Origin of the sequence: Agarivorans sp. 2_MG-2023, from assembly GCF_030548085.1 — a bacterium.
GTDB lineage: Bacteria > Pseudomonadota > Gammaproteobacteria > Enterobacterales > Celerinatantimonadaceae > Agarivorans.
In genome coordinates, this window is record NZ_JAUORQ010000014.1 from 1 (window position 1) to 12,677 (window position 12,677).

Annotated in this window: 10 protein-coding genes and 1 riboswitch; of the genes, 4 read left to right on the plus strand and 6 right to left on the minus strand. The window is 45.2% G+C overall.

Going from position 1 to position 12,677, the window contains the following annotated elements:
- Positions 1-357: 357 nt before the first annotated feature.
- Entirely contained in the window at positions 358-819 is a 462-nt protein-coding gene (locus Q4549_RS18225) for an RNA-binding protein (RefSeq protein ID WP_303553926.1), read from the plus strand.
- Here the strand turns inward: Q4549_RS18225 and murI are convergent.
- From murI to Q4549_RS18240, 3 genes are all read right to left on the minus strand, one after another.
- Complete coding sequence (gene murI, locus Q4549_RS18230) at positions 816-1,601, minus strand: glutamate racemase (protein WP_303553925.1); 786 nt, start codon at positions 1,599-1,601, stop codon at positions 816-818. The two genes, Q4549_RS18225 and murI, sit on opposite strands and share 4 nt — an antisense overlap.
- An 80-nt stretch (positions 1,602-1,681) precedes the next feature.
- The gene (locus tag Q4549_RS18235; protein ID WP_303553924.1) at positions 1,682-3,532 is read right to left on the minus strand and encodes a TonB-dependent receptor; all 1,851 of its coding nucleotides are present in this window, start codon (positions 3,530-3,532) and stop codon (positions 1,682-1,684) included.
- 35 nt (positions 3,533-3,567) lie between these two features.
- A riboswitch (cobalamin riboswitch) is annotated at positions 3,568-3,794 on the minus strand.
- 56 nt (positions 3,795-3,850) lie between these two features.
- Positions 3,851-5,026, minus strand: coding sequence for a DUF5610 domain-containing protein (locus tag Q4549_RS18240; RefSeq protein ID WP_303553923.1), 1,176 nt, complete (start codon positions 5,024-5,026; stop codon positions 3,851-3,853).
- A gap of 146 nt (positions 5,027-5,172) precedes the next feature.
- On the opposite strand from Q4549_RS18240, the gene trmA reads away from it, so the two are divergent.
- On the plus strand, positions 5,173-6,276 hold the full coding sequence (gene trmA / locus Q4549_RS18245) for a tRNA (uridine(54)-C5)-methyltransferase TrmA (RefSeq protein WP_303553922.1): 1,104 nt from the start codon (positions 5,173-5,175) through the stop codon (positions 6,274-6,276).
- Between the two features lie 180 nt (positions 6,277-6,456).
- Entirely contained in the window at positions 6,457-6,630 is a 174-nt protein-coding gene (locus Q4549_RS18250; protein WP_303553921.1) for a hypothetical protein, read from the plus strand.
- Positions 6,631-6,782: 152 nt separating this feature from the next.
- Here Q4549_RS18250 and Q4549_RS18255 read toward each other — a convergent pair whose 3' ends face one another.
- Positions 6,783-7,121, minus strand: a complete 339-nt coding sequence (locus Q4549_RS18255; protein WP_137674775.1) for a DUF1422 family protein — start codon at positions 7,119-7,121, stop codon at positions 6,783-6,785.
- A gap of 9 nt (positions 7,122-7,130) precedes the next feature.
- The gene (gene fabR / locus Q4549_RS18260) at positions 7,131-7,751 is read right to left on the minus strand and encodes an HTH-type transcriptional repressor FabR (RefSeq protein WP_137674776.1); all 621 of its coding nucleotides are present in this window, start codon (positions 7,749-7,751) and stop codon (positions 7,131-7,133) included.
- Between the two features lie 277 nt (positions 7,752-8,028).
- On the opposite strand from fabR, the gene Q4549_RS18265 reads away from it, so the two are divergent.
- Positions 8,029-10,089 carry an alpha-amylase family glycosyl hydrolase gene (locus tag Q4549_RS18265; protein WP_303553920.1) on the plus strand — a complete coding sequence of 687 codons (2,061 nt, stop codon included), beginning with the start codon at positions 8,029-8,031 and terminating at the stop codon, positions 10,087-10,089.
- 153 nt (positions 10,090-10,242) lie between these two features.
- On the opposite strand, the gene metL is transcribed toward Q4549_RS18265, so the two are convergent.
- Positions 10,243-12,654, minus strand: coding sequence for a bifunctional aspartate kinase/homoserine dehydrogenase II (gene metL, locus Q4549_RS18270; RefSeq protein WP_303553919.1), 2,412 nt, complete (start codon positions 12,652-12,654; stop codon positions 10,243-10,245).
- Positions 12,655-12,677 lie beyond the last annotated feature (23 nt).

Consider the following 12,677-nt stretch of genomic DNA (forward strand, 5'->3'; position numbering starts at 1 on the left):
CCAACCCTGACCTCGTTTCTACATCGCTTTGCAGCGCCGCTTGCCGTGTCAGTGGAGTCGCATTATAGGGATCCGCGCTGGCGGCGCAAGCGTTTTTTGAAGAAAATCGTAATAAAATTGAGGTTCCTAAACAGCCCCCAACTAAGCCACACCTTACCCACAAACTTATCCACAAAAATGACGTTTTGAGCCCCATCAAACCTATGAATTAAAAGTAATTGTGTCTTTTAGCAAATTTCTGAAAGAGAAATTGTACATTTTCTAGCTTATCGATAAAAAGCTGGCTAACATGATGTCGCAATTTTGTTAAAAAAGTTGCTTTCCATTATTCCGAATACATTGAGCATTGAATTTATTATGAAAAATTCCAGTTTATCCATTGTCATTTTAGTAGCAGTAGCTATAGCTGCATACTTTGTCGCTGGCGCTGTAGCATCTCTTGAGCCTATCTATCTGTCTGTTGCAGTAATAGTAGGTGGCGCCATCGTATTATTAAGCTCGGGTTCAGCCTCTAGCGAAGAGTCGAATTCAGATTCATCTGCTAGCGATTCAGCTGACGCTATTGATACCCAAACACTATACGTAGGTAACTTGCCGTACCGTGCTAACGAGTCGGCGATTCGTAAGTTGTTTTCTGACTACGGGCAAGTTGTTTCCGTTCGCTTATTAAAAGACAAGCAAACCGGCAAACGCCGTGGGTTTGGTTTTGTTGAAATGGCAGCTGAAGACGCACCCAAAGCTGTAGAAGCATTAAACGAGCAAGAGTTTCAGCAACGCACCTTGAAGGTACGTGAAGCAAACGAACGTAAAGAGGCTTAAGTTAATAGCTGCAAGCTATGTAGACCATAGTGCTGTAGTTGCTTAAGTAAATCAGAATTAGCGGAATGCTCAGTGCAATATGCACGGGTTTCCGCTTTTTTTTGCATTAAATTCGGTTTACTAGCATCTATAAGTAGGCTTTGTACTCGCTTGGCTATAGCTGGGCCAGAATCGACAAGTTTAACTTTCTCTCCTAATACCTGTTGTAGCTCTTCTTTTAGTAGCGGGAAATGAGTACAACCCAGCACAACGCAATCTAATGTCTTGAACGATAGCCACGGCTCTACAACGGCTTTAACAGCCTCTAGTGTAATTTGTTCGCCTGCCAGTTTTTGCTCAGCTAACTGCACCAATGATGTAGACCCTACTAATTCGACTTGGCAATCTGCGGCAAAGTCATTAATCAATTGCGCGGTATAGCTCCGCTCTACCGTTCCCGGCGTGGCCAATAAGCCAAAGTGCTTAGTTTGGCTTAGCTTAGCCGCTGACTTAATCGCAGGCACAACACCCACCACCGGAATAGTTAATGTTTCTCGTAAATAAGGAAGAGATAAAGTACTAGCGGAATTACAGGCAACGACGATGATATCGGGTTTAAGTTGATGAACAGCTAACTTTAGCAAGCTCAAGACTCGCTCCACGAGTTGATTGTCGGCTAACTCACCATAGGGGAAATAGAGATTATCGAATAGATAGCTATATTGCAGTTCAGGATTAAGTTGCTGAAGCTCTTCGAGAATAGACAGCCCGCCGACACCAGAATCAAAAACAAGAACATGCATTGTTGTACCAATAAGCCTCAATAGAAATCAGCCCTAGTGTAACCAATGCTAGGGCTGACGGCCATTGTTAAGCGTTTAGCTTAAAATTTGTAACTCGCACCCACTTCTACCGTTCGGCCAGGGGCTTGATAGTTTTGTGCTGTAGAATACATTTGGTCGAATAAGTTACGTAGTTTGGCATCTAAACGCAGCCCATTTTGGAATTGGTAGTTAGCGCTAAGGTCCCATACCGAGTAGCTACCTAAGGTTTTGGTGTTAGCCGCATCTTCATAAGACTCACCACTCCATAGGAAGTCGACAACCACTTGTAAGTCAGACCAATAAACATCTGCTTTATACTTCACTTGCTCTTCAGAGCGACGAATAAGGTTTTTATTGGTACTGCGGTCTTTTGGATCAAGGTATTCAACAATCACTCTATGGTTTACCCAAGCAGTAGAAAAGTCACCTTGAATTTCGATACCTTGAATACGCGCATCACTAACATTGTCAGGTGTCCATAAGGGCCAAGTATCTGATGGGCCACTGTAGTCATTATCACAACGAGCTACACAGCCCCAAGCAATGAGATTTTCTACATCGTTACGGAACACATTAAATTGCCACTGGCTACGCAATAAATCTAAAGCAAAACCAAACTCAGTATTAGTAGAGGTTTCGGCTTTAATATTCGGATTTTCGCTGCCTGGGTAATAAAGGTCGTTAAAAGTAGGCGCTCTAAACGCAGTGCCATGTAAGGCGTTAAAACGCAGATCAGATTGAAGCTGCCATGCCCATCCTAAGTTATAGGTGGTATGGTCACCATAGTGCTCATTGTCATCATAACGAACGCTAGCTTCTAAGATATGCACTAAGTAGTCTGCTCGAGCACCAATATGCGCGGCTTTGTTGTCGCGGCTTTCTTGCTTATAAGCACTCTTAGAACCAGAAATGTCATCATTTTGGTAATCAAGACCACCTTGCAATAACCACTGTTCATCTAGTTTATAACCTAACAGCCAGTTAGCGGCTTTACGCTCGGTTGCATAGCGGTTAGGGTTAACGAAATTGCTTGCTTCAGCGCTGTCAGACTTATCTTGATGGTAACTTAAGCCCAGTTCGCTAGACCATTGGTTAGCAGCGTAATTAGCGCTAACTCCATATACACTTTGCTGATGCTTGTTGAGGTACTTTACACCTTGAATAAATTCAGACTCACCGTCGTTATGGATGGCATAAACACGACCACGCCAAGCTTGGTTAAATTGATGGTCAATGCTAAACAATCCACCAAAAGTACTATAACCATAGTCTTCGTCTAATGTGTCTTGCGGGCGAATATCGTAGCCGTCACTTTTATCAGCGCTCAGCACCACATTATATTGGGTTGAGCTGCCAATCAAACCACTCGCGCGGCCAGCAATTTTAGCGGTGGCCTCTGTTCCAACCGCAACTTTAAGCCCATGGTACTCGCTGCCAAACTCTGGACGCGTAATAATATTAATAACACCACCTACTGCGTCAGCACCATAAACAGACGCGCGTGCTCCGCGCAAAATTTCAATTCGTTCGACAAACTCAAGAGGCAGCAAGCCTAACTGAGCACCACCTAAAGTTGCGGTGTTAATTCGCACGCCATCAATAAGGTACAACGATTGCGAAGAACCCGAACCACGAATAAATACGCTTTCACTATGGCCTTTACCACCATTACGGCTAACACTAATACCTACTTGCTGGCTGAGTACATCCACAATGTCTTGGGCGCCACTGCTTTCTATTTCACTGCGAGTTACCACTGTGAGGGGGGCAATAACGCTAGCCGCAGTTTGCTCCATACGGTTAGCGGTAACTACCATGGTGGCTTGTTGTTCTTGAGCAGGCTCTTGAGGGGTTTCTTGGGCATAACCAAAAGCTGGCGTAACAGCAGCCAGTAATATCAACTTCTTCATCGATGTATCCTAATCGTCGCGTAGTACTTTGCTATTGTAAGCATGTGCGATGTGGCAGGTATTCGGACTTAGAGGCAGGTTACATGTACTACGGCTACGACTTCCCGCTTGGCTAAACAAGCAGTGTCTGGTGATCCTTGGAAAGGGCCAATCCTTGAGCTTTCGTTCCTCTTTACCGCTGCGCGTCAGTTCTGGAGTTTCACCAGATTCCCTATTAAGCCTAAGTTTCGCTTACTTAAGCACCACAGCGGGCGAGATTATAAGCCAGCATTAATGTGATTAATAGCACAAAATGGCTGGCTTTTTCTCTACATGAAATTAACTAATATTGGCGTTTTCGTTCGCTTGATTAGGCGAAGTGTTATTAAACATAGCCAAGGCCTCAGCCATTCTGTCGGCGAAACCTTTAAAGCGTTCTATATCAGCTTGCTTGTCATTCTCTTCACTTGGGCTAGACACCGGTAAAATACCAGCAAGTAAGGTTTCTGTTGTAGACTCAGGCTGAGCAAACAACGCGCTCACTTTAGCTTGAATATCTTGCCAAGAACTTAAGAACTGGCTGAGATCGGGCACTAAATCGGATCCACCAGCCGCTTTGTCATCGGCCTGCTGATAAGCTTGGCTCACCGCGACACTTTGTTGCTGCTGAAAATTGACCGCAAAGCCCACTAGCTGCTGCTCATCAAAGCCAATCGTTAGCGCTTGATCAAAGGCTTTATCTAAGTCGCCAGAGAAGAACTGCTGACCCACTTCGTCGACTTGCTTAATTAGATCGGCTATCGCTGCCAGTTCATCTTCATTTAAATCACCTTCAACAGAGAAGCTAAATTGCTGCTGAGACGCAAATGATGCCTGATAGGACGAACCACTTTCGCTATAACTTGCCGCTAATTGCGAGCCGTAACTAATAGTGACCTTATCGCCTTCCGCTGTTTCTAACTGCATGCTGGCAGATTGCGAACTAGACATGGCTAATTGGCTGGCAATAGGTGCTGATTGAATCTCGTAATCACCCTCTTCTATTTTCTCTAGGCCGTCTTGAATCAAGTCGTAACTTTTATCGATGCCTTTCTCGAGCTCTTCGTTAAGGATCCCCGCATCACTTAGCTCTTCTCGAGCGCCTTCAAAGCCAATATCTACACCTTTACGGGCTTGAGCCATCATCTCGGCCAATTTATCTTCCGACATCCCAGATTGCTTTGCGCTATATAAAGAGCTAGCAACAAAGTTAAGTACATTTCTCGCCACTTCTTCGGCATCAAACACACTCACTTGCTGCGGCTTAGGTAAGCTAACGCCGCCAGTGGCCATCGACAAAGTGTGTTTTTCTATTGAACTCAACAATACATGGCTGGCTACAGCGCCTTGTTGATTTAGGCTTGCCTTGTCGTCGGCGAGATTATTCCTTTTCTCGATCGCCGGCGCAGACTGTTGCAATAAGCGCTCGGCATATTGCTGCACGGGTGTTTTACCCAAGCCATTAAGTTCGTTCATAAAGCCTCCATGGATTTACCCTAGTCACAGCTTATCGGCGACCAAATTTAAAACTTTAGAAATTTTATCACTATTATTGTAGATAAACTGGACAAGCAAGCCATGCGCCTTTAAATTGCGCTCCTTGCTAGAACACAGGAGCGGCCATGAGCGCTATCGCATACTACCCAGAACAGTACCAAGAACTCTTGGCCGAGAAAGTCGCTAAACGTCGCGAACAATTTGCCGAGTTTTCTCCACCCGAGCCAAGTGTGTTCGCATCTCCGACGAAACACTACCGTATGCGCGCCGAGTTTCGCGTATGGCACGAGGGCGACGACCTCTATTACATTATGTTTGATCAAAAGACCAAGCAGAAGTTTAGGGTAGACACTTTTCCACCAGCGAGTGAGATCATCAATCAGCTGATGCCGTTATTGGTTGAAAAGCTAAAAAGCAACACGCTATTGCGCCACAAGTTGTTCCAGGTAGATTTTCTGTCAACCTTAAGTGGCGAAGTGATAGTTAGCCTCCTCTATCATAAGCCGATAGATGAAAGCTGGCGCACAGCAGCAGAACAGCTTAAAGCCGAACTGAGCCAGCAGTTCTCAATTCAATTAATTGGTCGCTCTCGCAAACAAAAAATGTGCTTAAGCGATGATCGCGTCGATGAAGTGTTAACGGTAAATGGCGAAGAGATTGTTTATCAACAAATAGAAAATAGCTTCACCCAACCTAATGCAGTAGTGAATCAGCACATGCTAGATTGGGCGCAAAACACCACTCGCGCTAGCCAAGGTGACTTGCTGGAGCTGTATTGCGGCAATGGTAACTTCTCACTGGCGCTGGCTAAAAACTTTAATCGAGTACTGGCCACCGAAATCGCCAAACCCTCGGTGCAGGCTGCGCAATACAATATAAAAGTGAATCAAATAGATAACGTGAAAATTTTACGTTTGTCTGCAGAAGAATTTACCCAAGCGATGTTGGGTGAGCGAGAGTTTCGCCGCTTACAAGAAGCCGATGTGGATTTAAGTAGTTATCAATGCGATACCATTTTGGTTGACCCACCACGTGCCGGACTAGACGACGCTACGTTAGGCATGGTGCAAGCTTACGACAACATTGTGTACATTTCTTGTAACCCTAATACCTTGTACAACAACCTTGGCGAACTCAGTAAAACTCACCAGATTAGCCATTGGGCTTTGTTCGATCAGTTCCCTTATACCGACCACATAGAGGTTGGCGTTTACTTACAACGCCGTTAAACCCAGCCAACAGCAGCGATTAATGCATCTTAATCGCTGTTGCTTTATATAACTCCCTCTGCTTATGCACCCTTGCCCTTTTGCTAATCTACTCACTATATTCAGCTTTTTTTGCTTAGCGACAGAACCTGCGGGTACACCCTATATTGGAGTGACAAAGCAGAGGGTAGATTGGGTAGTATGAGTGATGCACAACAAGACCAGCGAGGGCTCTTTCAAGGAAAAAATACTTGGTTCGCGGGAATAATGCCGATTAGTACATTGGTAACCAACAAAGCGCCGATAAATTCGCTAAACAGCCAGCAGCTATGCAAGCGCATTAAAACGGTTGCTGCTCCACTGCCTTATCAATAGGTGAAGGCTTGGTAGCCACCAACGGCAAAGTACCGGAGATTTTGGGTTGTGAACGGGTTTATCCTATGCTCAAAAGGCAGGCGATACTGGTTACAAAGCGACTGGTAGACCTACCTGCAACAAACCAATAAAGCCAAGCAACCAAACCTAAACTAACGCTTAAAACCGCCGAGTTTGAACATTAACCATAAGCCAATAAACAGGCAAATCAGCAACAACACTAAGTTACTACCTATGTCTGGAAACTGCGCCCGTAGCATAGCCGAATAGCCTAATGCACCTAACAAAAAGGCCGCGACTCCCATCAGCGGAGAGTCTTCGCTAAGATCTTTTTCCATATAAAGCTGATACAGCTGCATTATTGACAGCACAAAGGCAATAATCGGAAATACTGAAAACGTCAATTCCGGTACTGTGAGTAAAGCCAGACTAGCGTTACCACACAAACCTGCGATAAACGCTAATAACAATAGCCACTTTTTTACCTTCATATATACCTCTTAGCTTAATGCTTGAGTACGATTATATAACGCGGCACCTTTAGCCACTATACGCAACTGCTTTACCGTTTTGTCTGCCAACACTTGCCTATCGAACTCGGCCAGATCTAAAGCCGATGCTCCGGCATTGAAGACTAAAATCACCATCGCTTCGGCTTGCATCTGGGCATCATCTCGCGGGCACTTATATTGGTGCTCTAAATAGTCGGTCAGTTCCGCGATAAAATGGGCAATCTCTCGTGCTACTGCAGCTCTAAACGCTGGTGAAGTTCCAGATCGCTCTCGCAGCAACAATCGAAAAATATTGGGATTGTTATAAACAAACTCCATAAAGGTATCTACCGAGGTACCAATAACGCTTCCCCCAGTGGCAATAATGCGCTGCCGTGCTTGACGCATAAGTTGTCGCAGAGTTAAGCCCCCTTCATCAACTAAGGTTAGGCCTAATTCTTCCATATCGGAAAAATGGCGATAAAAAGACGTTGGTGCAATTCCTGCCTCTCTTGCCACCTCGCGTAAGCTCAGACTCGATAAACTGCGCTCAGCACTTAGTTGGCTAAACGCAGCATCAATAATTGATCTACGGGTTTTTTCTTTTTGCTGCGCTCTAACGCCACTCATAGTTTTCCCTTTATTTTTACCGCACCATCATACCGCGAGCTGAATAAAACCCAAATCGAAGATTAGCTTTAACTTAAAACCAAGCTTTTAACCCCAAAATGATACAACTCAGGAATTTTTCACTGAAAAGCATTTCATAAAAAAACAATAATCTCAATAAAACCAAAGATGCGAGCTAGGTCAATATTCCATCAACCTGAAAACGATACCAAGTATCCAGCCTTGCTGCGCTGTGATTAACTCAATCTATATAAGACGTACCTAGCAAGGATGAATAATGAATTGGTCGAAAAGCGCCATCTCAATGGCAGTAGTATTCGGTTTAAGCGCTTGTGGCGGCGGTGGTAGTGACGGCGGTGGCACACCTTCTGTTCCAGATTATGAATACCAAGCATACGCCTGTGATGCTGCTATTTATGAAAAAGCCAAAGAACTACGTATATACCAAGTAATGACCGAAGCATTTATCGATGGTGATTCTAGCCACGACTATAATGACGGTTACGGCACGAGCCACCACAAAGGTGACTTACAAGGTATTATTGATTCTCTAGATTACATTCAAGGCCTTGGCATGAACGCCGTTTGGATGACACCTATCTTTGATTCTCAAGGTGATTCGAAACTAGATGCTACCGGCTACTTCACCCGCAACTACTTCGCCATCGATCCAAATTTTGGCACCATGGAACAAGCGCGCACTTTAGTTGATGAAGCTCACGCTCGTGGCATGTACGTGATATTTGATGGCGTATTTGGTCATCACAAAGGCAACGTTACACCTTCTCCGAACGGTTTAACGCCTTCAGGTTCTGATAACCCTGTAAGTTACCCTGGAACAGATAACGATACTTTAGAGTTTTATAAAGAGGTCGCTAGCTACTGGGTGACAGAACTAGGTATTGATGGCTGGCGTTTAGACCAAGCTTACCAAGTACCAATTGGTGCTTGGGGTGAGATTCGTAAAGCGGTAGAAGACGCCTCTAAAGCAACAACTTACACCATGAATAGTGAAACCGTGAACCCTCTGGCATATATGGTCGCCGAAATTTGGGATGGCGGTGGTAACCAGATCCGTGAAGATGGTTACGGACCTGAAGCTACTCCAGGTGTTTGCTCAGCATTTGACTTCCCAATGCGCTATAGCATAACTCAAACGTACGCAGTGGAAGAAAATGGCAGCGGTGGGCGTGATGCCACTAACCTAAACGCAGCTTACAATGGGCAAATAGCTAACCCAAGTCACGCTGTTCCGAATGGCTTTATTGGTAACCATGACTTAGTCCGTTTTGGGGACTTATTGCAACGCGGTGACATTGCACAACCTAATCAAGCAGAGTATTGGAATCGTCACAAAGCAGCGTACGCATTTTTAAGTGCATACTCTGGCCCGATCACCTTGTATTACGGCGAAGAGATTGGAGATGAAGTTCCTAACTTTGCTGACCAAGTAGATAATACAGTTTGTGCAGACCAAGGCCTTTGTGATGACCACGTAGCTCGAAACAGCGGTAAGGTTGAAGGCTTGGCTAGCGAACAAGGCGGAGTAGTATTTAATGCCGACGCTAACCAAGCTGACTTACGAGATTACATTAGTTCGCTAATGACCTTACGCGCAGCTAATCCAGCTCTTTATAAAGGTGAGCGCACCGCCATTAATCATGATGATGCTGCCAGCGTTTTCTTCGATCACAAACAATTCGAAGATAACACTATCTTGTTCCTGAACAATACCAGCACCAACAGCTTTACTATCGACGTTACTGGCGATGAAGTTGGTAGTGATGGTCAGTTACGTAACATGCTAACCAACGAAACCATTGATATTGCATCAGGTGGCTATAGCATCCAAATAGACGGTTTTGAATCGCTATTCCTTGAAGTAGTTTCTGCCACGGCAGATGGTCCTCAGCAAGGAAATGGCGGTGGCCTTGTTGGTACAGGCCCACTAGCCGATTGTAACGCTGCAGATGTAGCAGGCAATGGACCACTTGATAAAGAAATGTGGATCCGCGGTAGTTATGCTGGGGGGGACGGTTTTGGTGCTACACCTGATAGCCACAAATTTAGCTATAAAGGAAACAACATTTACCAAGTGGTAGTGAACGAATCCCAAGCTACTTCTTTTGGCTTCAAGTTCGCAGCTTCTGATTGGAGCTCTGAGTTTGCAACTGCAACCGGTGTGGCAGTAATTGCAAGCGAGCAATCTATGACGCCTGCGATTGGTTCGGGTACTGAGTCAAGTGTTGTTATCCCTGAAGCGGGTAACTACGTTTACAGCTTTGAAATCAACAGCGCCTTAACCGGTGGCAACATGATGATCAGTAAATGTGAGTAAAAGATAGGGAAGTGGCCCTTAGGGCCATTTCTTACTGTAAGAAAGGTTTTCTAGCAACCCTTAAAACTAGACTGAAGGTTTGCCTTCAAACGTTTGTAAACACCCTTAATATCCTGTTTGGCCTCTTAAGTTTTAAGAGGCCTTTTTTTGTTCTCAGCTTATTAACTGACACAGGTTCACAAGGTCGGCTTGTATTGCACCAGCCGTCACTTCTCGACCCGCACCAGGGCCTTGGATAACGAGTTGATTTTGCTTGTACCACTGGCTTTCAATGGCAAATACATTGTCGCAGGGTTTTAAATTTGCGAAAGGGTGCTGAGCGTCTATTGCCGCTAAGCCAACCTCTGCTTGGCCTTTAGCATCTACTTTCGCTAAAAAGCGAATCACTTTGCCTTGGCGCTTAGCATCGTTAAACGCTTGCAACATTGGCTCATCTAACTCAGACATGGCATCTAGAAAGGCGTCTAGGTCTAAGCAAGCCAAATCCTCGGGCACCAAAGACTCTAGGCTAATATCGTTCAACTCCAATTCCAAACCGGCTTCTCGAGCCAATATCAGAAGCTTTCGCTGTACGTCTTTACCCGATAAATCCTCTCTAGGATCAGGCTCTGTTAAGCCTTGATTAAGCGCATCCGCTAGCAATTCTGAAAATGCTAAAGAACCATCGTACTGTTGGAAGAGCCAGCTTAAGGTGCCAGAAAAGATCCCCGATATAGACTCAATGTTGTCACCGGCTTGGCGTAACTGTTGAATGCTAGATTGCACCGGCAAACCCGCACCAACGGTGGCATTGCTTAGCCAATGGCAAGAGTGATCGGCAAAGGTCTTTGTCAGAGCCCCATAGTTTGCTTGCTCGCTAGCGCCAGCATGTTTATTCGCAGTGATAAGATGGAAGCCCCGACGGGCAAATTCTTGATAATATGCACTAAGTGCTTCACTGGCGGTAATATCTACCACCACTAGCTCATCATAGGGATGACGACTCAGCTTATCGAACAGTTCAGGCCAAATTAGCGGCACATCGGCTTCAATACTTAAAACCTCGTCGGCATGTAAACCTGCAAAATCTAAGTGGCCAGCTTGGCTAGAAAATACTCCCGCTAAGCTCAATTCCAATCCGTATTGTTGTTGCAACTGTGATTGTTGTTTGGCAAATAAACTCAGCCATTGGCTACCAATATTGCCCTTACCAAACACAACCAGGCCTAGCTTGGTTTTTTGTTTAAATAGATTAGTGTGCAACTCTTTAAGCAAAGGCTCTAAAGTGATTTTTCTTACCACGGCACATAGGCTGAGCTTGTCGGCACTTGAATGAATAAACTCAAGTGGTTGCTCAGCTAACTGTTGGAAAAACTGATAGCACTGTTGCGGGTTATCACATACTCCAGCTCCAACCAACGCAACCAAACAGAACCCTTCGCTGCGCTCAACTTGTTTAAGTTGAAACTGCTCGGCTAATTGGTCAATTCTGCTCAAGGCTTCATTAACCAGCTCACGGGTATATGCCATTCGCAAAGAACCCGTTTCACTATGTTTGTGGCGAGTCGCCGGCGCTAAATGGCTTTTTGCTAAGGCTTCCAGTAGCGCAGTGGCATTGTTTGAAAAATCTTGGCTGAAAGTAAGCTCAAGCAATATGATGTCATCTACAGAAGTGACAATTTTCGCAGTATTGTTCTTAATGCCTTTGCGATGAATCAGAGTTTGCCCATCATTCGGCGCATAACTGCAACGCAAATTAACTTTTTGCTTAGATCGCGCAAGTGGCTCTAGGGTGCGTGCGTGTAATACTGAGCTACCAATACGCGATAACTCAGCCGCCTCTTTTAGGGCCAAGTTTTCGAGCAAGTGAGCATCTTTCACCAAGCGAGGATCCGCGCTGTAAATGCCAGCAACGTCGCTCCAAATTGTGGTTGATATTGCGTCGGCTAAAGCGGCCAATTCAGTGGCAGAATAATCACTGCCATTACGCCCTAAAGTGACGGTTCGTCCTTGGCTATCACTACAGATAAAGCCGGTAACCACCACTCGGCATGCAGGTTTCGCCGCCAAGCATTTAGCTAACAATGGTGCACTTTGGCTAACGTCCACTTGCGGCTGCGCCGATAGCTCGGCCTTGAAAAACTCGCGAGAGTCTAACCATTCGGCTTGGCAATCACTTTCGCTAAGTAAAGCCGCTAATAGGCGAGCAGACCAGCGCTCACCAAACGACAAAACCTCATTGGTATTAAAGGTGTCTAACTCTCCCTCTAAAATACTGGCAATGTAACGGTGCTCAGTGTCTAAGGCTTGAACGAGCGATTGAGCGGTAAGCTTGCTAAGCAACTCATTGGCTAACTTACCCTGAAACTCAATCAACGCTTGTAGCGCTTCAGCAGTGGCGTCGTCAGCTTGCTGAGCCAATTCAATAATGTTGATTAAGCGATTGGTGGTTTTACCTGCGGCAGAGACCACAATCAAATCTTGGGCTTGCGAATGCTGGGCAACAATATTGGCTACGCGTTTAAAACATCCTGCGTCAGCCAAGCTGCTACCACCAAATTTGTGAACATGTCTATTTACCGACACCGAATACCTCTCTACAACTTTTA

Bases quoted from the DNA above. Each gene is read 5' to 3' on its own strand.
- Q4549_RS18235 (WP_303553924.1), bottom strand. From the start codon at position 3,532: ATGAAGAAGTTGATATTACTGGCTGCTGTTACGCCAGCTTTTGGTTAT.
- Q4549_RS18240 (WP_303553923.1), bottom strand. From the start codon at position 5,026: ATGAACGAACTTAATGGCTTGGGTAAAACACCCGTGCAGCAATATGCC.
- trmA (WP_303553922.1), top strand. From the start codon at position 5,173: ATGAGCGCTATCGCATACTACCCAGAACAGTACCAAGAACTCTTGGCC.
- Q4549_RS18250 (WP_303553921.1), top strand. From the start codon at position 6,457: ATGAGTGATGCACAACAAGACCAGCGAGGGCTCTTTCAAGGAAAAAAT.
- fabR (WP_137674776.1), bottom strand. From the start codon at position 7,751: ATGAGTGGCGTTAGAGCGCAGCAAAAAGAAAAAACCCGTAGATCAATT.
- Q4549_RS18225 (WP_303553926.1), top strand. From the start codon at position 358: ATGAAAAATTCCAGTTTATCCATTGTCATTTTAGTAGCAGTAGCTATA.
- Q4549_RS18265 (WP_303553920.1), top strand. From the start codon at position 8,029: ATGAATTGGTCGAAAAGCGCCATCTCAATGGCAGTAGTATTCGGTTTA.
- Q4549_RS18255 (WP_137674775.1), bottom strand. From the start codon at position 7,121: ATGAAGGTAAAAAAGTGGCTATTGTTATTAGCGTTTATCGCAGGTTTG.
- murI (WP_303553925.1), bottom strand. From the start codon at position 1,601: ATGCATGTTCTTGTTTTTGATTCTGGTGTCGGCGGGCTGTCTATTCTC.